A 25,204-nucleotide genomic window follows, 5' to 3' on the forward strand; every position below is an offset into this window, starting at 1 on the left:
TCTTGGTACAGGCGCACCGTGTCAGCCGTCACGGCCGCCCTCGAAGACGCGCAAGTGTTGCACCCGGCGGATTCCCGGAGAAAACGTCTCGTCCAGGCCCGGTTCTTTGAGAAGGGCAGCGGTTCGATCCGGATCGAGTACCCTGAGGCCTGTAGCATCGAGACCGCTGACGGGCGTCGCGTGCAACCAGTACGGGCGTGACAATGGTGAAAGGGAACCGAGAATGCGGTCGCTATGGCCATCGTTGGAGGCGAGGGGAAGGAGCAGGGCCTCGGTCTCCAGTTCTCTGCGGTCTTCCGTTCGTGCCGTCGCCGACAGCATGACAGGCACGTGTCGCGCCATCACCTGCCGGCTGACCTGAAGCGTTCTGCCAGCCTGGGTCCCAAACCAAAGTGTGCCGAACTGCTGACCGCGCAACTCGTGGCCGAAGAGGGCGCAAACATGCGTTCCAGCGAGGCGGAATTTCATGCCGCCGAAGCGGTCCCGCTCGAGAATGAAGAGATCTGGTAGGAGCATGCGGATGGCCGACGGTTCGATTTCGTCGCGACGCGGTCGTTCGCGGTCGCCACGGATGAGGTTCCAGTACTGGAACAACTGCGTTGATGTCTTGCTGCGCATGATGTCGTTCATTCCATTTCACGCGATCTGTGTGCCGATCCGGCACAAATTCGACCGCTCATTCCGGTTCTGCCCATGACAGAGCGAATTCCGTGCCACCTGGAAATTAAGGTTAACAAACGGTTTCGATTGCTTCGGCCGCAGCGGGCTGGCACTTGAATGGACATCACTTCACGAAGGGTTGCCTTCGGCACAGAACTTGAGCTCGGCGTGTTATGGGCTTACCGACCGTTCAGTTTTTACTGGACGGTCTTTTTTTGTTTGCTTATGGCTGGGCACGCTGTCCGGCGATGCGCAATTGCCAGGCCGACTGGGTCGGAATGAAACGGATATGCGGACGGAAGAGAGCAGCAACCATGGAACGAGATCAGGCGACGACGCCACCGGAGGCGGATCGGGAAGGCGCTGTCAATCGCACGCGCGAGCCCGCATTCAACCTGCCGGCGGGGCTGACGTGCATCCTGTTGTTCCTCATCGCCGTTCATGCACTGCGCACCTATGTCTTCCCGGACAGTCTCGACCAGGAAATCATCCTGAACTTCGCCTTCCTCCCGGCGCGCTATGATCATCCGCTTGCCGAACAGAGCCTCGCCTGGCTCTGGAGCCCGGTGACCTATTCGTTCCTGCACGGAAGCTGGGAACACCTGATCTTCAATATCTTCTGGATGGTTGCCTTCGGTGCACCGGTGGTCCGGCGCATCGGTATGGCGCGGCTTGCGGTCTTCTGGGCTCTATCGGCCGCCGCCGCCGTAGCACTTCATACGGTTTTTCATTGGGGCGAGATGATCGTTGTCGTCGGCGCTTCGGGTGTCGTTTCGGGCTTCATGGGCAGTGCTGCGCGATTCGTGTTTTCGCCCAGCGGGCGCATCAGCCGCCAGTTCGCTCATCTTAATCGTCGGCTTTCCGTCAGCGAGGCGCTCTCAAATCGTTCCGTCGTCATATTCAGCGGAATCTGGTTCCTGACGAATTTCCTCGTCGGCTTTGGCATGTTCACGCCTGGTGGAGCCGACAGCGTGGCGTGGGAAGCGCATATCGGTGGCTTTCTCTTTGGCTTCCTTCTGTTCGCGCTGTTCGATCCGCGCGATTGATAACGCACCGATCCTGTTGCGATCATTGTCAGAACGCTTGATTTCCCGGTAACGCTGGCGCACCATTTGAATCGGCCGATATCGTCCGCGGACGGTGCGGCTCGTGAAGGCCGGGTGCTCATAGGTCGGCGCGTCTCTGAGGAGCGGCGCGCCAGCCATGCAGGCATCGGAGAGGGTATAGGTTCCGTTGCCCGACTGTGCCGCACACGACCGGCTGGAACCTTCCCCGCCGACCCGGCGTCGTCGCAACGGGGAGAAGTGCGCATGTCAGTAAAAGCGATACTCAATGAAAAGGGCCGAAACGTCGTGACCGTCGGCCCTCGCATGACGGTTCAACAGGCCGCGGTTCTTTTGCGTGACAATCATATCGGCGCGGTGATCATCATTGATGGGGATGACCAGATCGCCGGCATCCTGACCGAGCGCGATATCGTCGCCGCCATCGCCAAGCATGGCGCAGCCTGTCTGGAGAAGCCGGTTTCAGCCGTCATGTGGCAGAATGTCTATTGCTGCACCGAGGACATGACCGTCGATACGCTGATGGAGATGATGAGCAAGTTGCGAGCCCGTCACCTACCCGTTGAAACGAATGGACATCTGGCTGGCATCGTTTCGATCGGTGATGTGATCAAACATCACATTCGCGCCATGGAGCAAGAGGCCGAGCACATCAAGGCCTATATCGCCGGATAAGGGAAAGGGGCGGTTTCTGCCGCCCTTTTGTCGTCCGGCTGCGGCACAGACTCGAGCATCCGTCCTGAGCGCGCGGTGGCACTTTGCGCCATCGCGAAATATTCGGACAGATCAGCTATCCCGTGGGAGCAGGCGGATCCCGGCGTCGCGCCTGCTATCAGCGAACCAGGACTTCCTGCATCCGGCGGATCTCCGCGAGCTTCGCTTTCGCTTCCTGGTAGCCGCGGTCGATCGCCTCCCCGGCGCGATGGAATTCCGAGAGCCCGATATCGTTGAGCTTCGGATGCAAGGATAGATCCGGAGGGTCGCCGGCAAGGCGTGCCCGCGAGATGCGGTCCTGGATGATGTTGAAGGCCTGAACCATCACGCTGGTCATGCCCATGCGCGCGGAGTGGTGCGTCAGCTCCTTGGTGACCGGCATGTCCTGGGTCTCGGTGCCGGCGCTGTGCTTGACGACGGCCGAGCGGCCATAGAGGTCGTAGTTGAGGTTCACGGCGACGACGAGTTGCTGCTCGTGCGCGCGGCAGACGGAAACAGGCACCGGATTGACGAGCGCGCCATCCATCAATGTCCGGCCGTTGGCGTTGATCGGTTCGAAGATACCGGGAAGGGCGTAGGACGCACGGATGGCGGTGATCAGCGATCCCTTTTCCAGCCAGACCTCGTGGCCACTGTGGACTTCGGTTGCAACGGCGATGAAGGGGCGGTCGAGGTTCTCGATGCTCAGGCCCTGCAGGTGTTCCTGCATGCGCTTGGTCAGGCGCAGCCCGCCGAAAAGGCCGGCGCCACCGATGGCGAAATCGAGCAGGCCGGCAATACGACGTACCGTCAGCGAGCGGGCGAAGGTCTCAAGTTCGTCGAGCTTGCCGGCGAGATAGCAGCCGCCGACAAGGGCGCCGATGGAAGTGCCGGCGATCATGCCGACTTCGATGCCCTCTTCGTCAAGCGCTCTGAGCACGCCGATATGTGCCCAGCCGCGAGCGGCGCCGCCGCCAAGCGCGATCGCGATCTTGGGCGGCCTAGGCGGTACGGCGGGTTCTGATGGTGTTGTCGAGAGTGATGACCCGTCCGGGTCGGTCAGGTCGGCAATCTGGCTGCTACGCGTAAAAGTCCAGTTCAACATCCGGCACCTCCAACACCGCCGAACACTTGGCAGCGCAACACGTCCTTCAGAATGCGCGAAGGGCGTCGTGGCACTCCATGCATTGACTCAAACTTCCGAAGACCTGATTCGATCCTGGAACCACGCAATAGTTATGAGCGCTCTTGTCTGGAGGAAAACCTGCCAAGCCGGCGCTGGTGCCGGCCTTGTCCTTATTCATCGCTGAAAGACTGGCACCGTTACTCAGATTACCATCGATCCTGTCGCCGAGCGCGGCGGGGTCGATAAACATTCGCTACAGTCTGCAATACTGCCCGGCTTGCCGCCGTCCCCAGGGAAACGGCATCCTTGCCAAAGGATTAGGCGCAAGCTGGGTTACCAAAATATAAACGCAGTATGCACCCGCCCCAAAAAGGTGCGCAATGCTTAATTTTTGTCATAGACCTCGGTGGGGTCGAAATGACGGTGATCGTCGGTAATCGTAACGGTGGCCCGACCGTCATCCATGCCCACTGTTCGATAGAAGCAGGAGCGGCGGCCGGTGTGGCAGGTCGCGTCGTGCCCGGCGACCGAAACCTTGAGCCAGATGGCATCCTGGTCGCAATCGGTACGGATTTCCTTCACCGTCTGAAGATTGCCGGAGCTTTCGCCCTTCTTCCAAAGGCTTTTGCGGGAGCGGCTGTAATAGTGGGCGACACCCGTCTCGATCGTCAGAGCGAGCGCTTCGGCGTTCATGTGCGCGACCATCAGCAACTCACCGTCGCGCGCGTCGGTGACGACGGCGGTGATCAGTCCCTTTTCGTCGAAGCGGGGTGTGAAGGCCGGACCATTTTCCAGTTCGGCCTTGTTGGGAGAGGGGGTCTCGAAGGTGAGAGTCATGAAAGGCTCCGTTGGTTGGAGCCTTACTTGAAGCCCCGCAGCATGGTCATGAAACGGGCCTGCTCGGCCGGTTCGGTCTGGAAGGTACCCGTAAATGTGGTGGTCAGCGTTGTCGAGCCTTGCTTCTGAACGCCGCGCATCGCCATGCACATATGTTCCGCCTCGATCATCACCGCGACGCCGCGGGGCGCCAGCGACTCGTCGATCGCCCGGGCGATCTGGGCCGTCATCGATTCCTGCGTCTGCAGCCGGCGGCCGTAGATGTCGACCACGCGGGCGATCTTGGAAAGTCCGAGAACCCTTCCATTGGGCAGATAGGCGACGTGCGCCTTGCCGATGATCGGCACCATGTGGTGTTCGCAATGCGAGTAAAACGGAATGTCCTTCACCAGCACCATGTCGTCGTAGCCGGCAACCTCTTCGAAGGTTCGGCCGAGCACGTCTTCGGCTGCGAGATCGTAACCGCTGAAAAGCTCACGATAGGCCTTGGCCACGCGGGCCGGCGTATCCGCCAAGCCTTCCCGGCTTGGATCGTCACCTGCCCAGCGCAGCAGAACGCGCACGGCGTCCTCGGCCTCTTTTTGCGTCGGCCGGTCGCTCGCGTTGTCGAGCACGGGGAAATTCTTCACTATGGCATCCATAATGGCCTCTTTGCGCAATACGGGGATTGCTTGACGTTTTATCTTTCGGACAACTCGCCACTGGCCATTCGCCTAACCCTGCAGGCTTGGGTTCCGTCGGCGGGCTCCGGGGCTTTCTGGTCCTTGCTTAGCAGTGCAATGGACCGTCCGGCACGGTTTCCCAAACAACAGGCGACATTTGATCCTCTTGTGGAACTGTCGCCCCAACACGACATAGCATATAGTATGGTGCCATAGAGATGAAAGAGGCCGAGGGTACTGCGTCGTGCTTTTTTCCTGCCTACAGGAGAAAATCATGCGCCGATCACCCAAAACCGCGAAAAATCAGCCGGATCGCGTCAAATGATGGATGACATCTACAACAATCGTATTCTCGACTTTGCCGGCAACATCCCGCGCATCGGGGTTCTGGAAAATGCCGATGCCGAAGCGGTGGCGCATTCGAAACTCTGCGGCTCGAAGGTTCGGATCTGGCTGAAGATGGACGGTGACGTGGTCACGGATTTTGCCCATGACGTCAAGGCGTGCGCGCTCGGGCAGGCATCGTCATCGATCATGGCGCGCCATGTCGTCGGCGCGCAGGCGGGCGAAATCCGCCAGGCGCGCGACGAGATGCTGGCGATGCTGAAGGCGGACGGTGAGGGCCCGTCGGGCCGGTTCGAGGATATGCGCTTCCTGAGGCCGGTGAAGGATTACAGGGCGCGGCACGCTTCCACGATGCTGACCTTCGATGCCGTCGTCGACGCGATCGGCCAGATCGAGGCCAAACGAACGGTGGCGGCCGTCTGAGCCATGTGCCGGGATTCACATTGTGAACATGGATCTGACCCTGGACACAGACGACCGGCGCGTGGGCGCAATTGGTCCGGTCCCTTCCGCAAGACGCCGGGCCGTCTCCTGGGCATGGCGCTCGTTCGGGCCTACCAGTTGACGCTTTCCAGTTTCGTCGGCAATGCCTGCCGGCATCTGCCGACCTGTTCGGAGTATGGCTATGAGGCCATCGCCCGCCATGGCCTGTGGGCCGGCGGCTGGATGACGCTGTTCCGCGTCGCGCGTTGCGGCCCAGGCGGTACCCATGGCTTTGATCCGGTGCCGGAACGGCTGGAACGCAGGCATCTCTGGTATGCGCCGTGGCGCTACTGGCAGCCGCGGCCGAAGGGCGGATGAACACGATGACGATCCCCATGGAATACCAGCAGGCTTCGGTCGATTTCGACCGCTTCATCGTCGATGCCCGCGACATTTCGGGGCTTCAGACGACGAACCAGGCCTATACGATGGTTCAGGCCGTGCTGCGGGCCTTTCGCTGTCGTCTGGATGTCGAGGATGCGATCCTGTTTGCCGACGTGCTGCCGCCGGTTCTAAGAGCAATTTTCGTCGCCGAGTGGGATCTCGAAGAACCCAGGAGCCCCTTTTCGGGTCGGACGGCAATGACACGGGAAGTGCAAGAGTTTCGTGGCGATCACAATATTTCGCCGGATACCGCGATCGCAGATGTGGCAGCCGCCTTGCGACGCAATGTCGACGAAGCGAAGCTCGATCGCGTCCTGTCACGCCTGCCGCCAGGCGCTGGCGACTTCTGGCGTGAGTGAGAAGGAGCCCCTCGCGTGCAAAGCTACGTTGCGCTGCTCTATAGTATCGTGCTCGCTGAAGGACGCCGGGTCGTTATGGCTGATCTTAGAGCCATGGCCGAGCGACTTGGTCACGGGTCGCCGCGCACGCTCGTCGCGACGGGCAACCTGCTGTTCGAGGCGGACAGGACTGCGGTCCGCGATCTGGAGGCGACGCTCGAGGCGGCCTTCGCCGAGACGTTCGGTCGCCATGTCGACATCATTGTCCGCCCGGGCGACGATTGGTTGAAACTCGCCGCAGCAAATCCGTTTCGTGACGACGGCGAGGAGGCTGGCACCCGCGTCCATGTCCGCGTGATGCGCGATCCACTCACCGGCACCGTGCCTTCGGATTTCGAACGCTATTGCACCGCCGGCGAGCGCCTGGCGGTCGTCGATGGCCATCTCTGGGTTCACTTCACCGGTCGGGCGAGCGAATCGAAACTGCTCGGCGCCTTGACCAAAAAGCGCCTCGGCGTCGGCACGTTCCGCAACTGGAACACGGTGAAGGGCCTCGCCGCGATGCTTCGCGCCTAGGCCGCCCTTACCTTTACTCCGCCTCGAAAAACCTCTATCAGGCCTGCGTCAAATAACCGGCTGCGCCGGTCAATCATACCACACCATACCACCCGCATTCGTTGGCGGGACTGGATAGGAGATCAGATGTCGAATCCCGTTTCCCTTACATTTCCTGATGGCTCCGTCCGCGAATACGCCCCGGGCACGACCGGGCGTGATGTCGCCGAGTCGATTTCGAAGTCGCTGGCCAAGAAGGCTGTCGCCATTGCGCTCGATGGCGAGCTGCGCGATCTGTCGGATACCATCGCCGATGGCCGCATCGAAATCGTCACCCGCGACGACAAGCGCTCGCTGGAGCTGATCCGCCACGACGCTGCGCACGTGATGGCCGAAGCCGTGCAGGAGCTGTGGCCGGGGACGCAGGTGACCATCGGACCGGTGATCGACAACGGCTTCTATTACGACTTTGCCAAGAACGAGCCCTTCACGCCCGACGACCTGCCGGTCATCGAGAAGCGCATGAAGGAGATCATCGCTCGCAACAAGCCGTTCACCCGGGAAGTCTGGTCGCGCGACAAGGCACGCCAGGTCTTCGCGGACAAGGGCGAGGCCTACAAGGTGGAGCTCGTTGACGCGATCCCTGAAGGTCAGGATCTCAAGATCTACTACCAGGGTGACTGGTTCGACCTCTGCCGTGGTCCGCACATGGCCTCGACCGGCCAGATCGGCACGGCGTTCAAGCTGATGAAGGTTGCCGGAGCCTATTGGCGCGGCGACAGCAACAACCCGATGCTGACCCGCATCTATGGCACGGCCTGGCATACGCAGGAAGAACTCGACCAGTACCTGCACATCCTTGCCGAAGCGGAAAAGCGCGACCATCGCCGTCTCGGGCGCGAGATGGATCTCTTTCATTTCCAGGAAGAGGGTCCGGGCGTCGTCTTCTGGCACGGCAAGGGTTGGCGCCTGTTCCAGACGCTGACGGCCTATATGCGCCGCCGGCTCGCCAACACCTACCAGGAAGTCAACGCGCCGCAGGTGCTCGACAAGTCGCTGTGGGAAACTTCGGGTCACTGGGGATGGTACCGCGACAACATGTTCAAGGTGACGGTTGCCGGCGACGACACCGATGACGAGCGCGTCTTCGCGCTGAAGCCGATGAACTGCCCGGGCCATATCCAGATCTTCAAGCACGGCCTGAAGTCCTATCGCGAATTGCCGGTGCGACTGGCCGAGTTCGGCAACGTCCATCGTTATGAGCCGTCTGGCGCGCTGCACGGGCTGATGCGTGTACGCGGGTTCACCCAGGACGATGCCCACGTCTTCTGCACCGATGAGCAGATGGCGGCCGAGTGCCTGCGCATCAACGACCTGATCCTGTCGGTCTATGAGGACTTCGGCTTCAAGGAAGTCGTCGTCAAGCTCTCGACCCGTCCGGACAAGCGCGTCGGTTCCGACGAGCTCTGGGACCGCGCCGAAAGCGTCATGACCGACGTGCTGAAGACGATCGAGGCGCAGTCCGAGGGCCGCATCAAGACCGGCATCCTGCCGGGCGAGGGCGCCTTCTACGGTCCGAAGTTCGAATATACGCTGAAGGACGCGATCGGTCGCGAATGGCAGTGCGGCACGACGCAGGTCGACTTCAACCTGCCGGAACGCTTTGGCGCCTTCTATATCGACAAGGATTCCGAGAAGCGTCAGCCGGTGATGATCCACCGGGCGATCTGCGGTTCGATGGAACGCTTCCTCGGTATCCTGATCGAAAACTTCGCCGGCCACATGCCGCTTTGGATCTCACCGCTGCAGGTCGTCGTCGCGACGATCACGTCGGAGGCCGACGACTATGGCCGCGAGGTCGCCGAGCTTCTGCGTGACGCCGGCCTTACCGTCGAGACCGACTTCCGCAACGAGAAGATCAACTACAAGGTCCGTGAGCATTCGGTGACCAAGGTTCCGGTCATCGTCGTTTGCGGCAAGCGCGAGGCGGAGGAGCGTTCGGTCAACATCCGGCGCCTCGGCTCGCAGGCCCAGACGGCGATGTCGCTTGACGAGGCGATTGCTTCGCTCTCGGCCGAGGCCACGGCGCCGGATCTCAAGCGCAAGGCCGAAAAGAAAGCCCGGGGTTAACACCCCGGGACCTTCGCTCCGTCAGCAAACTGTCATATTAGCGGAATATCCGGATACTACAGCGACCTTGAGTTGCTGCATGTTTTTATCCTTAAATCGGGTACGATTTAAGGAAACATGCAGTAGGCCATCCATCGGAGACTTCCGTGCAGTTCAAAGAGCTGTCCTACGCAAACGAAAATGACCGGCGCCTGAAGCGCTGGTTCATCCGCTCCATGGAGGGCTTGGCGGGCCGTAACCGATACGCCAAGCTCTACGCGCGCTGGCGATCCGACATCGTCGGCAAGAGCGATCGGATCTTCGGTGAGATGCTGCAGCTGATCGATGTGCGCCTGCGGCTTCAAGGCGAATGGCCACCACGTCACCTGCCGGACACCCCGCTGGTCATCGTCGCAAATCACCCCTTCGGCATCGGTGACGGTATTGCCGTTCTGGCACTCGCCGAACAGCTGGGCAGGCCGTTTCGGGTGTTGATCAACAACGAGCTGTTGAAAGTGCCGGAGATGGCGCCCTATTCGTTGCCGGTGTCTTTCGAGGAAACGAAGGAAGCCTTGGCGCTGAACATGGCCACGCGGCATGAGGCGGTACGGCTACTGAAGGAAGGCGTGACGATCGTGATCTTTCCGGCCGGCGGCGTGGCAACAGCACGCTCGGGCTGGGGCAGGGCCGAGGATCTGCCATGGAAGATCTTTCCGGCCAAGCTGATCCAGGCCGCGCGCGCCAGCGTCATACCGATCTATTTCGAAGGGCAGAACGGCCGTATCTTCCATCTCGCCAGCAAAGTGTCGCTGACGCTCAGGATCTCGTTGCTGATCCGCGAATTCCGAAGGCTGTCGGGCACGACGATCGCGGCGCGGATCGGGCACGTTCTCACCTGGGAAGAGCTTTGTTTGCACGCTGACCGCAAGGATCTGCTCGGTCGGATCTACGACGCGGTCTTTTCGATGGCGCCGCCGCGTCGCCGTTTCCTCAAGCGTGCCGGCTGACGCAGCGTTAGGGATCTGCGGCAACGTCAAGCGTGCGATGTCAGGTCAATCCTGCGCTTCTGCGGCTGCGTCCGGGCTTGCGGCCGCGCCGCCATTGGTCAGGAGCACTTCGATATCGGTGTTGACGCCGGCCTTCACCGTGAAGTCGCGCTGGTAGATCTTGTTCTTGTTTCTCGCCACGGCCGTATAGTTGCCCTCGAGAAGAACGAGCGTCGGGAACGCCCCTTCCTCCTGGTCGACGATATCGCCGGCCGAAGTCAGGATCGACCAGCCGGTGTCGGCGATGGCTTCGCCGCCTGGTTCGGAGACCAGCTTCAGCGTCAGCTTCGCAGCCTTGTGCTGGATCGTCGCCTCGGTCAGCTTGCCCGCTTCCACCTGGATGTCGGCAGTGATCACCGCGTTTGTGGTGCCGTAGTTGGAACTGACATGGTAAGTGCCGGCGCCGAGGCGGATGACGGTGCTGGGTTTCACGTCGGCGGCAATCAGTGCCCGTTCGCCGTCACCCTGCGTCTCGGACGAATAGATGGAGAAGCTGAGTTCGCCTGGCGGAATGCGCACATCGCTGCCGGAGACCGCGTTCAGCGTCATGCCGCCCGCATCGAGCACCAGCACCTGCTTGTCGAGCACACCGTCTTCCGGGATGCGGATCTTGCGCGTCGCGGCAGCGCGGCCGAATGCGACGTTGACGAAGTACTCGCCTGGCACCAGGCTGAAGCCCGTGGATCCGCCTTCGGATGTGGCCAGCAGCGGCAGCTTGCCGTCGCTTCCCGGGATAGGGCTGAACACGCGCCAGGTCAGGCCGGCCTCGACGGGCTGCCCCTTGCCGGTCAGAAGCGCCTCGAGCTTAACGTCCTTCAGCGTGCCCTCCTGTGTCGGGTCGCTGGTCAGTGGGCTGAAGCCGGTCAGCTTCGGCATCTTGCGGGGTCCGGAGATCGACGGAAAGCTCTTGAAGGCCTCGGTGGCGTCCTGCGCCAGGACGCTTCCGGCGGTGATGCTTGCGAGCGCGACCGCCAAACCGGTTCTGATGAAAATACGAGGGCAGGTGCGCATGAGAGCAGTTGACTTCCTGACTGGGTGACTCCACTTGAGACGCCGGTATGGCATTTTCGTGGCTGCCGGTCGGCCGCAAAATAGTGGAATTCACCCAATATGAAAACCGAAATAAAGCTCGTTGACTATCTCGCGTCCCGCCGATCCATTCCGGCTTTTCAGATGGGCGGCCCGGGGCCCGGCAGGGCCGAAGTCGAGGAAATGCTGACGCTCGCATCACGCGTGCCGGACCACGGCAAACTGGCGCCCTGGCGGTTCATCGTTTACCGCGGCGAGGAGCGGGCGCGCATCAGTGCCGAGTTGAAGACGATGGCGCTCGCCAAGAAGCCCGATCTGTCGGAAGAAATGATCAAGGTCGAGGAGACGCGGTTGACGCGGGCCCCCGTGGTCGTCGCCGTCGTCAGCAAGGCCGCTCCGCATTTCAAGATCCCCGAATGGGAGCAGCAGATGTCGGCCGGAGCCGTCTGCCTCAACCTGTTGATGGCCGCCAACGCGCTCGGTTATGCCTCCAACTGGCTGACCGAGTGGTACGCCTTCGACGAAGCCGCCTACCCATTGCTCGGCGTCGAACCTGGTGAGAAGATTGCCGGTTTTATCCACATCGGCACCGCGATGGTCCCGCCGACGGAGCGTCCGCGCCCGGAATTGGCCGAGATCGTCACCTGGGTCGGAGAAGACGCCTGATGTTCTACGACACCGCAGCAAACAGGCATGGCCTGCCGCATGACCCGTTCAAGGCCATTGTCTCGCCGCGGCCGATCGGCTGGATCGGTACGCAAGCCACGGACGGCTCGTTGAACATCGCTCCCTATTCCTTCTTCAACGCGATCAGCGACCGGCCGAAACTCGTGATGTTTTCGTCGAGCGGCTACAAGGATTCGGTTCGCAACATCGAAGCGACGGGTGAATTCACCGCCAGCTTTGCCAGCCGAAATCTGAGCGAGGCCGTCAATAAGACCTCGATTGCAGCCCCCCATGGCGAGAGCGAGTTTGCGATCGCCGGATTGACGCCGATTGACGGGACGCTGGTCAAGGCGCCATTCGTCGGCGAGGCCTATGCTGCGCTTGAATGCCGGCTGACCGAGATGTTTCAGCCGAAGGGGCTCGATGGTGAACCCTCGGACAATTATGTCGTCATCGGCCAGGTCGTCGGCATTCACATTCGCGACGAAGCGATCCGCGACGGTCGCTTCGACATGGCGACGGTGCGGCCGCTCGCCCGCCTTGGCTACATGGATTACTGCGACGGCGGCGACGTCTTTCAGATGGTGCGACCGACGCGCTGAAGCGTGGCCTGTTCGGTCACGGACTGCCGGACCGATAGAGTCAGTCGTCTGTTCCCAGCCATGCCGCTTGTTCCGGCGAGCGGCATACCACGGACGAAAAGCCGTTGCTGCGGCTCGCGGTGAAAGCGCGCCGGACGGCCTTTTCAGTCACAGCCGTTTGCGGCAACCCTTCGTAACAGGCAAGACCCGCTTCATGGGCGCGAAGAATGGCAGCAGCGCGCCCAGCGGCGATCGGTGCGACCGTTTCTCCATCTTGTCGTTCTTCCGGTGGTTTGCAGCCCACCGCTGCGGCGAGTTCCGATCCGTCGAAAATAAGTCCTTCGAGACGCTGCGAGCTTCCGCCAAGGGAGTAGGGCGAAAGCGCGCTTTCGGGAACCGTGCCATATTCAGCAAGAATAACCATCTGTTGCGCGCGACGGCCTGCGCTCGTCTCTGCGACACGCAGCATGACGTCGAGCCTCTGTACGTCAGCGCGGCTCCGACATCCGGAGAGCACGACGCCGTCAATATCGTGGTGAAGAAGCCGGACCAGTTCGTCTTCTGCCAGGCAGTCGACCGGGGCAATCCGCGCGAAGACACGGCAGGCGCTCTTTGTTGCTTCCATAACTCGAGCGAACGCATCGTCACCATAGCCGAGATCGACAACGATGCCATCAACTGCCTTGAGGTCGGCCGGCGTCGGTAGCGGGGCGCCGATCCTCTGAAACAGCAGCGGCTTCATGGTTTTGAAGCGGTTAACGGACATGGTGAACCAATCTTAAACCTTTGCCAGCTAGGCTTCGAACATCAGGTGGCTTTGGGTGTCTAGTGGGGCGTAGGTGATCATACAAGCATTTCTTCGCTGGGTGGAAACGGCGAGAACGGGCGACCGTGCCCGCGCCGCTCGCGCCCTCGGTCGCGCCTATGTCGACGCGCAGATGAACGGTATCGATCGCCGTGCTGCCGAAATGGCGATGACCTTTCTGCTCGACGATCCTTCTCCCAAGGTACGTTCGGCTCTTGCCGAAGTGCTCGCCCCATCCTCCGACATTCCCCGCGCCATCATTCTCGGCCTTGCCGAAGACCAGCCCGAAATCGCCTATATCGTCATTTCCCGCTCGCCCGTTCTGACTGACGAGGATCTGGTCGATCTCGCGGCCCGGGGCTCCGTCGAGACGCGGGCGCTGATTGCGGCCCGCGCCTTCGTCTCGCGCTCGGTTTGCGCCGCCATTGCTGAAATCGGCAGCGAAGAAGAAATGCTGATCCTGCTGGAAAATGACGGTGCCCAGCTGTCGCGCCGGTCGTTGAAGCGGATTGCCAACCGTCTTGGCCATTCCGCCGCCATTCGCGATCTTCTGCTTGACCGTGCCGACTTGCCAAGCGACGCCCGGCACACGCTTGTCGAACAGGTGGGAGTGGCACTTGCCGCATTCGGTCTCGTCCAGATGGCGATTGGGGCGACACGGGTTGAGCGCATCACGCGCGAGGCTTGCGACGTCGCAGCGGTCGGCATGGCCGGCACCTTGGCCGTGGAGGAACTGCCGGGTCTGGTGGCTCATCTGCGCGAAAGCGGCCGTTTGACGCCGGCCTTCCTGTTGCATGCGCTTGTCACCGGCCGGGCAGAGTTTTTCTCGGCCGCGATCGTCGACCTTTCCGGCGTCACGGAAAAGCGGGTTCGCTCGATCCTTTCGGGCGGCCGTATCCATTCCATTCGCGCGCTGTTCGAGAGTGCCGGCCTTGGGCGCGACGTCAGCGAAGCTTTTGCCGAGGCGGCCCTGCTTTGGCGCAAGGACGGCGCGACGGGCACCGACGATTGCCGCGCCTCCGTCTGCACCGCACTGCTTGCAAGTCTGCGCGGCCAAAGGGCACCGTCGCCGGCATGCAACGCAATGGCGGAAATTCTTGAACGACTGGCCTTTGCCGAACAGCGGCAGTCTGCCCGCGACTATGCTCAATTGGCCGCGCGCCAGGCCGCCTGAGATCAACTCACCGAAGATTAGGTCCGGATCCTAGTCGGCCGAACCGGTCGCCGAGGCCACGATGCGGACCAGCGCATCGATGCGTTCCTCGATCTGATAGAGCCCATCGGATCCCTTCTTGATGCCGTCGATGGCGCAAAGAATGAGCTCGGCCAGTAAGGTCGGCGTAAGCGCCACCTTCCCAAGCGAAATCTCGCCAGCCTCGATTGCGTCTGCAATTGTCGCCTGCGTCAGCTGCTGTAATCTTGCTGCGGTTGCGACGTTGAGGTCTTCGGCAAGCGTGTTGTTCGCCTCGAACAGTTCCTGGCCGTAGGGGCTGGATTTCACCGGTGCCATCGCCGACAACACGAACGCTTTCAAACCCGCAGCGAGGCGGCGCTCGAATGGTGCCGTCTGCGCAAAGCCTGCTTCGGCTTCGGCAGTCGCGGTCGCATGGTGCCTCTCCATCAGCGCGCGAAACAGATCATCCTTGTTCTTGAAGTACAGGTAGAGCGCGGCGCGTGACATGCCGGCGGCATCGGCGACGTCCTGCATGGAGGTCTTGCGATAGCCAAATCGGCTGAAGACCTCGACGGCGGCATTGAGGATATGATGTCTCTTCGTGTCCATTTTGGATGGTTGACATTCTGGATCAATATTGTCAAACTGACATTATGGATATAAAATGTCAGTACGTCAGTTTGGCGAATTGACGAACGAGGACGCGAAAACATGAATGCCAAAACACCTGAGCTTGTCGTCGTGACCGGCATCGGAGGTTTCGTCGGACGGCACGTTGCCGTCACGCTGCTGAGACAGGGCTACGATGTGCGCGGGACGGTGCGCACGCTGGCGCGAGCGCAGGAGATCGAGCGAGCGATACGCGGTGCCGGCGGAACAGAGGCCGGGCGGCTGACATTTGCCGTTGCCGATCTGCTCGGCGATGAGGGCTGGGCAGACGCGCTTTCCGGCGCTGTCTATCTGATGCACACGGCGTCGCCCTTTCCGGCGAGCCTGCCCGGTGAGGAAGCCGAATTGATCGAGCCGGCGCGAAGCGGCACGCTGCGTGTGTTGAAGGCTGCCCGCGTTGCGGCCGTTCGTCGGGTCGTGCTGACGTCGTCGATCGCAGCAGCGATCTATGGCGATGGCAGCGCGCCGTTCACGGAGGAGAACTGGAGCGATCCGGAATCACCCTTCGCCACGCCCTATTACCGCTCCAAGACCTTAGCCGAACGCTCCGCCTGGGCCTATGCGCGGGAGAGCGGGCTCGAACTCGTGGTGATCAATCCTTCGATGATCCTTGGTCCGCTGCTCGGCGGTGAAGTCGGCACCTCCGTCGGCGTGGTCCGCAACCTGTTGCGAGGCAAATATCCGGCGATGCCGAAGTTCAGTGTTCCCGTCGTCGACGTGCGTGATGTCGCCGATGCCCACCTGCGCGCAATGACTGTCGCCGATGCGGCCGGCGAGCGGTTCCTCATTGGTGGCGCGGCGCTGTCGCTGGCCGATATTTCTGCTGTGCTGCGGCGGCATTTCCCGGCCTATGCCGGCAAGTTGCCGAAGATCATTCTGCCGAACTGGATGGCTGCGATCGCCGCACGCTTCGATCCCGGGCTTCGTCTCGTCGTTCGGGAGCTTGGCCGCGACTCGCGTATCTCCAATGACAAGGCGCGCCGCATTCTCGGCTGGACGCCAAGGACGGAGGAGGAGGCGATCAGGGCCAGCGCCGAAAGCCTGATTGCAGCCGGCCTCGTCTGATTGCGTCAGTCGGTAAACCGCCGCGCCACCCAGGAATAGCCGTCCTCGATATAGTGAACCGGCTTGCTGACGAGGTTTTTCAGCTTCTCGCGGTCGGGGACGGCGCCGGAGAGAAACGCAAGCGCGCGCTTCGGCAGGCCCGGCTGCGCCTCGGTCGCCTGAGGCGTCTCGGGCCGCGGGAGCGGGGCGGTCACCTCCGGCTGAAGGTCATCGGTTGCCAGGCCGGGACCGGAACTCTCGCAGACGGCAACCACCACCGGATAGTTGGCGTTGGAGAACCGCGGCAACTGCTTCTGCGAATCCGTATCGCACTGGGCGATCGATGGCCATGCCCCGTCGACCGTTGAGATATATTGGCACTGGTTGACGTCGTGGTCACAGCCAAGAATGGTCATGACGATTAAGGCGGCTTTCATGGTCCGGGTGTATCCATCTGGATTGAGGTTGTGCGCGTGCTTCGATCAACTTATGCCTGCATGATTCTTCCGGAAATAGGGCAAAGGCTTGAACGCGCAGAAACAATTTGTTTCGCTGCGTCATTCGGATTGATGGGGCAGGTCTGATCCCTGCGTCATTTGACGTATTGGTTGCCGCCGCATCCGACGTTAGCTTCGGCTAGGGACCAGAGTTGGCTCACACTATTGCCGAGGATTGAAAATTGCCTGAAGTCACGATCGCCGAAGAACCGCCGCGCCAGCCGGAAATCTTGCGCCTCTTGGAAATGTCGGACGCCTATGCCGCGTCACTTTATCCCGCCGAAAGCAATCATCTCGTCGATGTATCGACGCTCGAGCAGCCGGCCGTATCGTTCTTCGTCGCGCGTTTCGATGGAGCTGTCGTCGGCTGCTGCGCGCTGGTCGAGGCTGGCGACGGTACGGCCGAGATCAAGCGTATGTTCGTGGATCCAGAAGCGAGAGGGCTGAAGGTCGGAAAACGCCTACTGCAGGCGCTTGAGCGGCACGGCGAGGCCCTCGGGCTTGATATGATCCGGCTTGAGACCGGCATCCATCAGCCGGAAGCAATCGGGCTTTACAAGACAGCTGGGTATGTCGAACGCCCGCCTTTCGGCCACTACCAGCCGGATCCGCTGAGCCTGTTCATGGAGAAGGCCTTGCACGCGTCCGCTGATCTCGATCGATGATCCGAGCGGTGTCTCCGACCATCGATTGCAGATAACCGAGGCCCATCGCGTCAAACGCGACCATCGGCTTCACTCGCTGTGCCCGCCTGCAAACAGATGGGCACAGCAGCGTGTCAATCGGTCAGATGTCGAGATTATCGGCGAACACGGCCCGCTCCTGGATAAACCGGAAGCGTGCGTCGGCCTTGGTGCCCATCAGGCTGTCGACGGCTTCGCGCGTGCCCTCGAAATCGACGTCGTCGATCTCGACCTTGAGCAGCGTGCGGAACTTCGGGTCCATCGTCGTTTCCTTGAGCTGTGCCGGCAGCATTTCGCCGAGACCCTTGAACCGGCCGACTTCGACCTTGCTGCGGCCGTTGAACTCGGTACGCATCAGTTCTTCTCGATGGGCGTCGTCGCGCGCATAGAGCGTCTTCGAGCCCTGGCTCAGGCGGTAGAGCGGCGGTACAGCGAGATAGAGGTGACCGCCGCGGATGAGCTCCGGCATCTCCTGATAGAAGAACGTGATCAGCAGCGAGGCGATGTGCGCGCCGTCGACGTCGGCGTCGGTCATGACGACGATGCGCTCGTAGCGCAGATCCTCTTCCCGGTATTTGCTGCGGGTGCCGCAGCCGAGCGCCTGGATCAGGTCGGCGATCTGCTGGTTGGCGCCCAGCTTTTCCCGGCCGGCGCTGGCGACGTTCAGGATCTTGCCGCGGAGCGGCAGGATGGCCTGGTTCGCACGGTTACGCGCCTGCTTGGCGGAGCCGCCAGCCGAATCCCCTTCGACGATGAAAAGTTCGGCGCCTTCGGCAGTGTTCTGCGAGCAGTCGGCAAGCTTGCCGGGCAGGCGCAGCTTGCGCACGGCGGTCTTGCGGTTGACTTCCTTTTCCTTGCGGCGGCGGACACGCTCGTCGGCGCGTTCGATGACCCATTCGAGCAGCTTTGCCGCCTCGGCCGGGTTGTCGGCGAGATAGTGGTCGAAGGGATCGCGCAAGGCGTTTTCGACGATGCGTTGCGCCTCTACGGTCGCCAGCTTGTCCTTCGTCTGGCCGACAAACTCAGGCTCGCGGATGAAGACCGAGAGCATGCCGGCCGCGGAAATCATCACGTCATCGGTGGTGATGATGGCAGCGCGCTTGTTTTGCGTCAGCTCGGCATAGTTCTTCAGACCCTTGGTGAGCGCGATGCGGAAACCCGCCTCGTGCGTCCCGCCTTCGGGCGTCGGGATGGTGTTGCAATAGGAGTGGACCTGCTGGTCGCCGCCATACCAGGTGACCGCCCATTCGAGCGAGCCGTGGCCGTTCGATTTCTCGGACTTGCCGGAAAAGATCTCTCGGGTGACGGTGAATTCCTTGCCGAGCGTCGCGGCCAGATAGTCCTTCAGGCCGCCGGGGAAATGGAAGACCGCCCGATCGGGGATCTCGGAGCCTTCCAGCAGCAGCGACGGATCGCAGGACCAGCGGATTTCGACGCCGCCGAAGAGATAAGCCTTCGAGCGTGCCATCCGAAACAGCCGCGCCGGCTCGAAGCGAGCATGCGGTCCGAAGATCTGCGGATCGGGATGGAAACGAACTCGCGTTCCGCGCCGGTTATGGACGTCGCCCAGTTCTTCGAGCCCGCCCTGCGGCACGCCGCGCGAAAAGCGCTGGCGATAAAGCTTGCGGTTTCTGGCAACCTCGACTTCGAGATCGTCCGAAAGTGCGTTCACCACGGACACGCCGACGCCGTGCAGGCCGCCGGAGGTTTCATAGGCCTTGCCGTCGAACTTGCCCCCCGCATGCAGAACGGTCATCACGACTTCGAGCGTCGACTTTCCTGGGAATTTGGGGTGGTTTTCGACCGGAATGCCACGGCCGTTGTCGGTCACCGACAGGTAGCCATCGGCGTCGAGATGGACTTCGATGAAATTGGCGTGGCCGGCCACCGCTTCGTCCATCGAGTTGTCGATGACTTCGGCGAAGAGGTGGTGCAGCGCTTTTTCGTCGGTGCCGCCGATATACATCCCCGGACGCCGGCGTACCGGCTCCAGCCCTTCCAGCACCTCGATCGCAGAAGCATCGTAGTCGCCGCTGTCACTTCCCTTGGGCGCAGGGCGCGGTTCCTCGCGCGGAACCGGCGCCGCTCGCGCAACAGGTGCAGCATCTGGCACAACGGGCTTCGGTTGTTCGGGCATTGCGGAGAAGAGGTCGTTGCTGTCGTCCATGGGGCGTCTAGATCATTCCTGTCGTGCGGAGGTGTTCATGGCCATAGCAAGACCTCGGTCTTGTCGCCATCCCCAGTCATTCGAATCACCCGGATTCTGCCAGAGTCTTGCCGATTGTGCGAACAAAAGGAGAATGGCAGCGCCGGATGCCTGCAAAAATAAAGCCTCTGCGTCGGCTTCCATCACCAACTGTTGCTTTGGCGCCGGGCCGATGGCAAGGCTTTGCGGCGAACCAGGGAGCCCTTCGTTGTCCGTGTCCACAGCTCATTTTTGCTTTCGCCGGCTTGCTGCCATGGTCCTGTCCATCGGCCTTGTTGCAGGCTCGGCCGCTTGCGTCGAGGCGCAGGTATTGAAGCCCTATAAGGACGATTTGTTTTCCTACGGCAAGGTGCTGGAGCAGAGCGATGGCGGTGACTACCGCGTCGTCGACTATCAGGAACTGCGCGACATCAACGAACGCGACGAAATTCCGGAGCGTCGGGCCAAGCGCTCCTTCGTCTCGCTTGGCGTCAAGAGCGAGCAGGTCAACGAGACCCTTGATGTCGGCGGACGCTCGATCGATGTGACACGCGTCGGTCGGGATCGGGGCGCAGCATTCAGCGTGATCTTCATTCATGGACGAGGCGGGGACCGGCGCCTCGGCGCCAATGATTTTTCCTTCGGCGGCAATTTCAATCGCCTGAAAAACCTCGCGGTTGCCAATGGCGGTGTCTATTACGCACCGAGCGTGCGGTCGTTCGATGCGGCGGGGGCAGCGGATGTCGCAGGACTGGTCAAGCTTGCCGCCGAGCGCTCAGGCGGCCGGCCGGTGGTGCTTGCCTGTGCCTCCATGGGCAGCTTCATCTGCTGGGGCGTGACGCGTGACGCAGGCGCTGTTGCTGTCCTTGGCGGCATGATGGTCATGGGCGGCGCCGCCGACCCGGATTTTATCAAGAGTGCCGCCTATAAGGCGAAGTTACCGATGTTCTTCAGCCATGGCAGCCGCGACAGCGTCTATCCGGCCGAGAGCCAGAAGGCGCTCTACACCGCGTTGAAGGGGCAGGGCTACCCGACCCGCTTCGTGCTTTTTGAAACCGGCTCGCACGGAACGCCGGTTCGCATGACCGACTGGCGCGACGCCTTGAACTGGATCGGCAGCCGCTGACGCGCACCGTTCGATGCTCGGCATTTGTTAACCAGACCGGCAATTTCCGGGTGCAGACCATCCGCTTGTTTCCACCTTTGAAAGTGATCGGCGCGATGATCTCCGGCAGATATTGCTGGGGTAAGTTTCATGGATGCGCGCACCGAAACACGGCAGGTTCCGCTGTGTGTCGACCTGGATGGCACGTTGCTGGCCGCCGATACGCTGTGGGAAGGCGCTGCGATCATCCTGTTGCGCAATCCGCTCATGCTCGGACCGATGATGCTGTGGCTGCTGAAGGGGAAGGCGCGCCTGAAACATGAAGTCGCCTTGCGCTCCGGGCGAAAGGCGGCGGACTGGCCGTACCGCCAGACCGTCCTGGCCCGACTGGCCGCAGAGCAGGCGGACGGGCGCGATATCGTGCTCGTCACTGGTGCGGCACCTTCCGTCGCCCGGGAGGTCGCGGCACATGTCGGGCTCTTTTCCTCGGTCATGCATTCATCGGAGGCGCTCAATCTGACGAGCAGCCGAAAGCGTGACGCACTGGTGAAACAGTTCGGCGAGGGCGGTTTCGATTACATGGGCAACAGCCGCGACGACATCGCGGTGTTCGAGGTGTCACGCCGCGCGATTGTCGTGGCGCCGGATTCGGCGGCGGAGAAATGGCGCCGCAACCACGATGCCGAGAAGCTCGATACCGGCAAGGTGAGCATGCTTGCTCCTTTGAAATCGATCCGCGTCCATCAGTGGGCGAAGAATGTGCTGATCGGCGTGCCGATGATCCTCAATCATGAGGTGCTGCATCTCGATGCGCTGTTGAGTGTTATCATCGCATTCTTCGCCTTCAGCTTCCTGGCCTCCGCCGTCTACGTCATCAACGATCTCTCGGACCTTGCGAATGACCGGCGCCACGCAAAGAAGCGCAACCGGCCGCTCGCCAGCGGCCAGATGTCGGTGCCGACGGCGCTCGTCCTCGTCATCTGCCTGATCCTGGCCTCGCTTTCGCTGACCTTTGCCCTTCCCTGGAAATTTGCCGGCGTGCTTGCCTTCTATGCCTGTGCCACGACGGCCTACACTTTTGTGCTGAAGCGCAAGCTGCTTGTCGACGTCTTCACGCTTGCCGGGCTCTACACCACCCGTATCGTTGCCGGTGCGGCGGCGACCGGAACGGAACTTTCCTTCTGGCTGGTATCTTTCGCGATCTTCTTCTTCCTCAGCCTGGCGCTGGTGAAGCGCTATGTCGAACTGCATGAATTCGAGGACAAGGACGGTGGTGCCGTTCCTGGCCGTGGCTATCTCGCAGTCGATTTCGAAATGGTCGGCCAGGCAGGTGTGGCCTCCGCCTTCACCGCGGCACTGGTGCTTGCGCTCTATGTGCACAGCAAGGAACTGCAGGAAATGTACACGACGCCCTGGGCGTTGTGGCCACTTTGCCCGTTGGTGCTCTATATGCTGCTTCGGATCTGGATGCTGGCGCGCCGTGGTATGCTGCACGAGGATCCCGTCGTCTTCATCATGCGCGATTGGCGCAGCCAGCTGACCATGCTGATTGGGGCGTTACTTATCCTTTTCGGAGCCGTCGGGCCGCAATGAACACGCAAGACTACGAAAGCTGGGGCCGGCTCGACCGTCGGCCGCGGCAGGGCATTTCACCTGACGACTACGAGGATCGCCTCGGCTCGATAGAGCCCGATGCCTTCCTGCCTTTCGGCAATGGTCGCAGCTACGGCGACAGTTGCCACAACGATGGCGGCCTGTTGATCGACAATCGCCGTCACGCTCGCATCCTGGCGTTCGACCCGGGTACCGGCGTGATGACCTGCGAGGCAGGTGTCACGCTCCGCGACGTCCTGACCCGCGCCATTCCGCACCGTTTCTTTCTTCCGGTGACGCCAGGTACGGCCTTTGTCACCGTGGGTGGTGCGCTTGCCAACGATGTTCACGGCAAGAACCATCATGCCCGCGGCACCTTCGGCAATCATGTGTCCGGCTTTACGTTGCTGCGTTCCGACGGCGAGCACCTGACCTGCACCTCCGCCGAAAATCCGGAGCTGTTTTCAGCGACGATCGGTGGAATGGGGCTGACCGGCCTGATCCGGACCGTCAGTCTTCGGCTCCGCAAGGTGCCGTCGCCGCATGTTCAGCAGCATGCGATCCGGTTCGACAATCTCGACGAATATTTCGGGCTGGTCGATCGCGTCGATGAGGAACACGAATATTCCGTCGCCTGGATCGACCAGCTTGCGACGGGACGGCGTATGGGCCGCGGCGTTCTGCTGGCCGGCGATCATGCCGACGGCTCCTGCGAGTTTCCCGATATGCCGAAAGGCATGAAGCTCTCGGTGCCGTTCTCGCCGCCGTTCAACCTTCTCAATTCAGCGACGCTCAAGGTCTTCAACGAATACTATTTCCGCAAGGAGAAACCGGGGGAAACCGTTTCGACGGTGCCGTGGACTTCCTATTTCTACCCGCTCGACGCCATCGGCGCGTGGAACAGGCTTTACGGCCCCAAGGGGCTTTATCAGCACCAGAGCGTCTATCCCTCGGAGAATGCGCGGGAAATCACTGCGACGCTGATGGAGACCGCACGCCGGGCCGGGCATGCGTCCTTCCTGACCGTCTTGAAGCGCTTCGGGGACATCGCCTCGCGCGGTCTCCTGTCGTTTCCGCGGCCCGGTTTTACTTTGACGCTCGACTTCGCCAATCAGGGTGAACGGACGGTAAAGCTGCTGGACCGCCTCGACGCGATCGTTGTCGAGGCCGGAGGTGCGGTAAATCCTTACAAGGATGCACGCATGAGCCCGCAAGTCTTTGAAAAGTCTTTCGCATCCTGGCGGTCCCTTGAGGCGCTCCGTGATCCTGCGTTGACGTCGAACTTCTGGCGCCGCACGGCGCTGGCTTTGCCAAAATGAGAATGCAGACAATTTTATGAAATTAAATACGCGAACTTCACTGAATATGCGTCTCTCGCGTGTAAGTACATTCCCGGGACTGGGAGTAAAACTATGAAATATATTCCATTCATTCTCTTCACTGTGCTGACCAATGCGGCGGCACAGTTGATGCTGAAGCAGGGCATGATGTCGCTCGGGCCGATCTCGATGACGGCAGAGACCGCCATCGTTCGCCTGTTCCAGATCGTTTTCAATCCATGGGTTTTCGCGGGTCTGGTGACCTTTGTCATCTCCATGGCATCGCATCTCTACGTGCTGTCGAAGGTAGAGCTTTCCTTCGCCTATCCGTTTCTGAGCCTGGCTTATGTGGCGGTTGCGATCTTCGCCTACTTCGTCTTCCGCGAGGACCTCAATGCCTGGCGCATCGCCGGCATCGCGCTCATCTGCGTTGGAACGGTCCTGATCGCCCAGTCGGGCATGTCATCCCATAGCGACGAGACGCCGGTCGATGCGGCTGGTGCAAGAACAGCAGACTTCGGGAGCAAGTCATGAAGCACATTATCTTTGGTGGCGATGGTTTCGTCGGCAGGCATCTGGCGCAGCGCCTTGTCCAGGATGGCGAGGAGGTCGTGGTCGCCGATATCGTCAAATCCGACCTGCCGCACTACAACCGAGCCCGTTTCGTTCATTGCGACGTGACGCAGATGAGCGATGTGCTGAAGGTCGGTATCGGCCCGGACGACATGGTCTACAACATGGCGGCCAAGATGCTGTCGCCGTTGCAGATCCGTTCGAAGCGCTGGGACTTCTTCTGGCCGGTCAACTACTACGGTGCCGAGAACATCATGAAGGCCATGGGGGGAGCGAATGCCTCGCGCCTCGTTCAATTCACCACCGACATGATCTACGGTCACACGGTGCAGTCGCCGCAGACCGAGGACCATCCGGCAAAGCCGCTCGGCGAATACGGCAAATCGAAATGGGCCACCGAACAACTGGCCGTGCAATGGCGCAAGCAGGGCATGAACATCTCGATCTTCCGCCCGCGGCTGATTATCGGTCCGGGCCGTCTCGGCATTCTCGAAAAGCTGTTCAAGCTGATCGACATGAACCTGCCGGTGCCGATGATCGGTTCGGGCAAGGTGCCTTACCAGTTCATCTCGGTGTTCGATTGCGCCGAAGCGGCGCGGCTCGCATGGAAGGGTGGCGTGCCCAACGAGGCCTACAACCTCGGCTCAGACAGTCCTCCTTCGGTGCGTGAGCTTCTCGGCAACCTGATCAAGCACGCCGGTTCGAAGTCCTTCCTGCTGCCGACGCCTGCCTTCGCGGTGAAGCAGACGCTGGCGCTGTTCGACCTGATCAACAAGCCGATCATGGATCCGGAGCAGTACCTGATTGCCGACGAACTGTGCGTACGCGAGACGGGCAAGCTGAAGCATCAGCTCGGCTGGCGGTCGCAGTTCAACGATGGCGACATGCTGATTGCCGCCTATGACGAGTATCGGGCCAAGAAGTCGGGCGCCGCGATGCAAAACGCCGCCGCCGTACCGGCCGAGTGAGGGGAATGACA

At 61.4% G+C, this 25,204-nt stretch carries 29 protein-coding genes; 18 read left to right on the forward strand and 11 right to left on the reverse strand.

The window, feature by feature from the left end; translation table 11 throughout:
* Positions 1–21: 21 nt before the first annotated feature.
* Complete coding sequence (locus AC244_RS02390) at positions 22–630, reverse strand: PAS domain-containing protein (protein ID WP_053247205.1); 609 nt, start codon at positions 628–630, stop codon at positions 22–24.
* Between the two features lie 344 nt (positions 631–974).
* Between AC244_RS02390 and AC244_RS02395 the strand changes: the two genes are divergently transcribed.
* Together AC244_RS02395 and AC244_RS02400 are read left to right on the forward strand one after the other, a co-directional pair.
* Positions 975–1,706, forward strand: a complete 732-nt coding sequence (locus tag AC244_RS02395) for a rhomboid family intramembrane serine protease (RefSeq protein ID WP_053247206.1) — start codon at positions 975–977, stop codon at positions 1,704–1,706.
* A gap of 264 nt (positions 1,707–1,970) precedes the next feature.
* On the forward strand, positions 1,971–2,399 hold the full coding sequence (locus AC244_RS02400; RefSeq protein ID WP_053247207.1) for a CBS domain-containing protein: 429 nt from the start codon (positions 1,971–1,973) through the stop codon (positions 2,397–2,399).
* Between the two features lie 157 nt (positions 2,400–2,556).
* Here AC244_RS02400 and AC244_RS02405 read toward each other — a convergent pair whose 3' ends face one another.
* The 4 genes from AC244_RS02405 to folE form a co-directional block, all read right to left on the reverse strand.
* Complete coding sequence (locus AC244_RS02405) at positions 2,557–3,522, reverse strand: patatin-like phospholipase family protein (protein WP_053247208.1); 966 nt, start codon at positions 3,520–3,522, stop codon at positions 2,557–2,559.
* Between the two features lie 46 nt (positions 3,523–3,568).
* On the reverse strand, positions 3,569–3,793 hold the full coding sequence (locus AC244_RS02410) for a hypothetical protein (protein WP_053247209.1): 225 nt from the start codon (positions 3,791–3,793) through the stop codon (positions 3,569–3,571).
* 134 nt (positions 3,794–3,927) lie between these two features.
* A complete protein-coding gene (gene hisI, locus AC244_RS02415; protein ID WP_053247210.1) occupies positions 3,928–4,380 on the reverse strand; it encodes a phosphoribosyl-AMP cyclohydrolase in 453 nt (150 codons plus the stop codon).
* A gap of 23 nt (positions 4,381–4,403) precedes the next feature.
* Positions 4,404–5,021, reverse strand: a complete 618-nt coding sequence (gene folE / locus AC244_RS02420; protein WP_053247211.1) for a GTP cyclohydrolase I FolE — start codon at positions 5,019–5,021, stop codon at positions 4,404–4,406.
* A gap of 342 nt (positions 5,022–5,363) precedes the next feature.
* On the opposite strand from folE, the gene AC244_RS02425 reads away from it, so the two are divergent.
* From AC244_RS02425 to AC244_RS02450, 6 genes are all read left to right on the forward strand, one after another.
* On the forward strand, positions 5,364–5,810 hold the full coding sequence (locus AC244_RS02425) for an iron-sulfur cluster assembly scaffold protein (protein ID WP_152975819.1): 447 nt from the start codon (positions 5,364–5,366) through the stop codon (positions 5,808–5,810).
* Between the two features lie 3 nt (positions 5,811–5,813).
* Positions 5,814–6,188: a membrane protein insertion efficiency factor YidD gene (gene yidD, locus AC244_RS02430; protein ID WP_053247212.1), complete on the forward strand. Its 375-nt coding sequence runs from the start codon at positions 5,814–5,816 to the stop codon at positions 6,186–6,188.
* Entirely contained in the window at positions 6,185–6,613 is a 429-nt protein-coding gene (locus AC244_RS02435) for a DUF2267 domain-containing protein (protein WP_053247213.1), read from the forward strand. The genes yidD and AC244_RS02435 overlap by 4 nt, the downstream gene beginning before the upstream one ends.
* A 15-nt stretch (positions 6,614–6,628) precedes the next feature.
* Complete coding sequence (locus AC244_RS02440; RefSeq protein WP_053247214.1) at positions 6,629–7,168, forward strand: DUF1697 domain-containing protein; 540 nt, start codon at positions 6,629–6,631, stop codon at positions 7,166–7,168.
* Positions 7,169–7,294: 126 nt separating this feature from the next.
* Positions 7,295–9,277 (forward strand): threonine--tRNA ligase, encoded by a 1,983-nt coding sequence (thrS, locus tag AC244_RS02445; RefSeq protein ID WP_053247215.1) that lies wholly within the window; start codon positions 7,295–7,297, stop codon positions 9,275–9,277.
* A 146-nt stretch (positions 9,278–9,423) separates the two neighbouring features.
* Entirely contained in the window at positions 9,424–10,263 is an 840-nt protein-coding gene (locus tag AC244_RS02450; RefSeq protein ID WP_053247216.1) for a lysophospholipid acyltransferase family protein, read from the forward strand.
* Between the two features lie 45 nt (positions 10,264–10,308).
* On the opposite strand, the gene AC244_RS02455 is transcribed toward AC244_RS02450, so the two are convergent.
* Positions 10,309–11,313 carry a hypothetical protein gene (locus AC244_RS02455; protein ID WP_053247217.1) on the reverse strand — a complete coding sequence of 335 codons (1,005 nt, stop codon included), beginning with the start codon at positions 11,311–11,313 and terminating at the stop codon, positions 10,309–10,311.
* A gap of 99 nt (positions 11,314–11,412) precedes the next feature.
* Here AC244_RS02455 and AC244_RS02460 point away from each other — a divergent pair, with 99 nt between their 5' ends.
* Both AC244_RS02460 and AC244_RS02465 read left to right on the forward strand, forming a co-directional pair.
* Positions 11,413–11,997, forward strand: coding sequence for a nitroreductase (locus tag AC244_RS02460; protein ID WP_053247218.1), 585 nt, complete (start codon positions 11,413–11,415; stop codon positions 11,995–11,997).
* Positions 11,997–12,599 (forward strand): flavin reductase family protein, encoded by a 603-nt coding sequence (locus tag AC244_RS02465; protein WP_053247219.1) that lies wholly within the window; start codon positions 11,997–11,999, stop codon positions 12,597–12,599. The genes AC244_RS02460 and AC244_RS02465 overlap by 1 nt, the downstream gene beginning before the upstream one ends.
* 40 nt (positions 12,600–12,639) lie before the next feature.
* On the opposite strand, the gene AC244_RS02470 is transcribed toward AC244_RS02465, so the two are convergent.
* A complete protein-coding gene (locus tag AC244_RS02470) occupies positions 12,640–13,320 on the reverse strand; it encodes an aldolase (RefSeq protein ID WP_234716833.1) in 681 nt (226 codons plus the stop codon).
* Positions 13,321–13,417: 97 nt separating this feature from the next.
* On the opposite strand from AC244_RS02470, the gene AC244_RS02475 reads away from it, so the two are divergent.
* Positions 13,418–14,557: a DUF2336 domain-containing protein gene (locus tag AC244_RS02475; protein WP_053247221.1), complete on the forward strand. Its 1,140-nt coding sequence runs from the start codon at positions 13,418–13,420 to the stop codon at positions 14,555–14,557.
* Between the two features lie 30 nt (positions 14,558–14,587).
* On the opposite strand, the gene AC244_RS02480 is transcribed toward AC244_RS02475, so the two are convergent.
* A complete protein-coding gene (locus AC244_RS02480; protein ID WP_053247222.1) occupies positions 14,588–15,166 on the reverse strand; it encodes a TetR/AcrR family transcriptional regulator in 579 nt (192 codons plus the stop codon).
* A 102-nt stretch (positions 15,167–15,268) separates the two neighbouring features.
* On the opposite strand from AC244_RS02480, the gene AC244_RS02485 reads away from it, so the two are divergent.
* Entirely contained in the window at positions 15,269–16,291 is a 1,023-nt protein-coding gene (locus AC244_RS02485) for an NAD-dependent epimerase/dehydratase family protein (RefSeq protein WP_053247223.1), read from the forward strand.
* Between the two features lie 5 nt (positions 16,292–16,296).
* Here AC244_RS02485 and AC244_RS02490 read toward each other — a convergent pair whose 3' ends face one another.
* Positions 16,297–16,707, reverse strand: coding sequence for a hypothetical protein (locus AC244_RS02490; RefSeq protein ID WP_053247224.1), 411 nt, complete (start codon positions 16,705–16,707; stop codon positions 16,297–16,299).
* Between the two features lie 242 nt (positions 16,708–16,949).
* On the opposite strand from AC244_RS02490, the gene AC244_RS02495 reads away from it, so the two are divergent.
* Complete coding sequence (locus tag AC244_RS02495) at positions 16,950–17,432, forward strand: GNAT family N-acetyltransferase (RefSeq protein ID WP_053247225.1); 483 nt, start codon at positions 16,950–16,952, stop codon at positions 17,430–17,432.
* Between the two features lie 121 nt (positions 17,433–17,553).
* On the opposite strand, the gene parE is transcribed toward AC244_RS02495, so the two are convergent.
* Complete coding sequence (gene parE / locus AC244_RS02500) at positions 17,554–19,617, reverse strand: DNA topoisomerase IV subunit B (RefSeq protein WP_053247226.1); 2,064 nt, start codon at positions 19,615–19,617, stop codon at positions 17,554–17,556.
* A 12-nt stretch (positions 19,618–19,629) separates the two neighbouring features.
* Complete coding sequence (locus tag AC244_RS37390; RefSeq protein WP_202596044.1) at positions 19,630–19,878, reverse strand: hypothetical protein; 249 nt, start codon at positions 19,876–19,878, stop codon at positions 19,630–19,632.
* A 31-nt stretch (positions 19,879–19,909) separates the two neighbouring features.
* On the opposite strand from AC244_RS37390, the gene AC244_RS02505 reads away from it, so the two are divergent.
* From AC244_RS02505 to AC244_RS02525, 5 genes are all read left to right on the forward strand, one after another.
* Positions 19,910–20,761, forward strand: a complete 852-nt coding sequence (locus AC244_RS02505) for an alpha/beta hydrolase (protein ID WP_234716834.1) — start codon at positions 19,910–19,912, stop codon at positions 20,759–20,761.
* A gap of 129 nt (positions 20,762–20,890) precedes the next feature.
* Entirely contained in the window at positions 20,891–22,333 is a 1,443-nt protein-coding gene (locus tag AC244_RS02510) for a UbiA family prenyltransferase (protein ID WP_053247227.1), read from the forward strand.
* Complete coding sequence (locus tag AC244_RS02515; RefSeq protein WP_053247228.1) at positions 22,330–23,652, forward strand: FAD-binding oxidoreductase; 1,323 nt, start codon at positions 22,330–22,332, stop codon at positions 23,650–23,652. The genes AC244_RS02510 and AC244_RS02515 overlap by 4 nt, the downstream gene beginning before the upstream one ends.
* A 93-nt stretch (positions 23,653–23,745) precedes the next feature.
* The gene (locus AC244_RS02520) at positions 23,746–24,186 is read left to right on the forward strand and encodes an EamA family transporter (RefSeq protein ID WP_053247229.1); all 441 of its coding nucleotides are present in this window, start codon (positions 23,746–23,748) and stop codon (positions 24,184–24,186) included.
* Positions 24,183–25,193 (forward strand): NAD-dependent epimerase/dehydratase family protein, encoded by a 1,011-nt coding sequence (locus AC244_RS02525; protein WP_053247230.1) that lies wholly within the window; start codon positions 24,183–24,185, stop codon positions 25,191–25,193. Before AC244_RS02520 ends, AC244_RS02525 begins: the two co-directional genes overlap by 4 nt.
* The last annotated feature ends 11 nt before the right edge of the window (positions 25,194–25,204 follow it).

The organism is Ensifer adhaerens, assembly GCF_001270265.1.
Taxonomy (GTDB): Bacteria; Pseudomonadota; Alphaproteobacteria; order Rhizobiales; family Rhizobiaceae; genus Ensifer; species Ensifer adhaerens_B.

Excerpts from the sequence above, each read along its gene's own strand:
- AC244_RS02390 (WP_053247205.1), bottom strand. The coding sequence starts at position 630 with ATGAACGACATCATGCGCAGCAAGACATCAACGCAGTTGTTCCAGTAC.
- AC244_RS02395 (WP_053247206.1), top strand. The coding sequence starts at position 975 with ATGGAACGAGATCAGGCGACGACGCCACCGGAGGCGGATCGGGAAGGC.
- AC244_RS02400 (WP_053247207.1), top strand. The coding sequence starts at position 1,971 with ATGTCAGTAAAAGCGATACTCAATGAAAAGGGCCGAAACGTCGTGACC.
- AC244_RS02405 (WP_053247208.1), bottom strand. The coding sequence starts at position 3,522 with ATGTTGAACTGGACTTTTACGCGTAGCAGCCAGATTGCCGACCTGACC.
- AC244_RS02410 (WP_053247209.1), bottom strand. The coding sequence starts at position 3,793 with ATGTTTATCGACCCCGCCGCGCTCGGCGACAGGATCGATGGTAATCTG.
- hisI (WP_053247210.1), bottom strand. The coding sequence starts at position 4,380 with ATGACTCTCACCTTCGAGACCCCCTCTCCCAACAAGGCCGAACTGGAA.
- folE (WP_053247211.1), bottom strand. The coding sequence starts at position 5,021 with ATGGATGCCATAGTGAAGAATTTCCCCGTGCTCGACAACGCGAGCGAC.
- AC244_RS02425 (WP_152975819.1), top strand. The coding sequence starts at position 5,364 with ATGATGGATGACATCTACAACAATCGTATTCTCGACTTTGCCGGCAAC.
- yidD (WP_053247212.1), top strand. The coding sequence starts at position 5,814 with ATGTGCCGGGATTCACATTGTGAACATGGATCTGACCCTGGACACAGA.
- AC244_RS02435 (WP_053247213.1), top strand. The coding sequence starts at position 6,185 with ATGAACACGATGACGATCCCCATGGAATACCAGCAGGCTTCGGTCGAT.
- thrS (WP_053247215.1), top strand. The coding sequence starts at position 7,295 with ATGTCGAATCCCGTTTCCCTTACATTTCCTGATGGCTCCGTCCGCGAA.
- AC244_RS02455 (WP_053247217.1), bottom strand. The coding sequence starts at position 11,313 with ATGCGCACCTGCCCTCGTATTTTCATCAGAACCGGTTTGGCGGTCGCG.
- AC244_RS02460 (WP_053247218.1), top strand. The coding sequence starts at position 11,413 with ATGAAAACCGAAATAAAGCTCGTTGACTATCTCGCGTCCCGCCGATCC.
- AC244_RS02465 (WP_053247219.1), top strand. The coding sequence starts at position 11,997 with ATGTTCTACGACACCGCAGCAAACAGGCATGGCCTGCCGCATGACCCG.
- AC244_RS02470 (WP_234716833.1), bottom strand. The coding sequence starts at position 13,320 with ATGAAGCCGCTGCTGTTTCAGAGGATCGGCGCCCCGCTACCGACGCCG.
- AC244_RS02480 (WP_053247222.1), bottom strand. The coding sequence starts at position 15,166 with ATGGACACGAAGAGACATCATATCCTCAATGCCGCCGTCGAGGTCTTC.
- AC244_RS02485 (WP_053247223.1), top strand. The coding sequence starts at position 15,269 with ATGAATGCCAAAACACCTGAGCTTGTCGTCGTGACCGGCATCGGAGGT.
- AC244_RS02490 (WP_053247224.1), bottom strand. The coding sequence starts at position 16,707 with ATGAAAGCCGCCTTAATCGTCATGACCATTCTTGGCTGTGACCACGAC.
- parE (WP_053247226.1), bottom strand. The coding sequence starts at position 19,617 with ATGGACGACAGCAACGACCTCTTCTCCGCAATGCCCGAACAACCGAAG.
- AC244_RS02505 (WP_234716834.1), top strand. The coding sequence starts at position 19,910 with ATGGTCCTGTCCATCGGCCTTGTTGCAGGCTCGGCCGCTTGCGTCGAG.
- AC244_RS02510 (WP_053247227.1), top strand. The coding sequence starts at position 20,891 with ATGGATGCGCGCACCGAAACACGGCAGGTTCCGCTGTGTGTCGACCTG.
- AC244_RS02515 (WP_053247228.1), top strand. The coding sequence starts at position 22,330 with ATGAACACGCAAGACTACGAAAGCTGGGGCCGGCTCGACCGTCGGCCG.
- AC244_RS02520 (WP_053247229.1), top strand. The coding sequence starts at position 23,746 with ATGAAATATATTCCATTCATTCTCTTCACTGTGCTGACCAATGCGGCG.
- AC244_RS02525 (WP_053247230.1), top strand. The coding sequence starts at position 24,183 with ATGAAGCACATTATCTTTGGTGGCGATGGTTTCGTCGGCAGGCATCTG.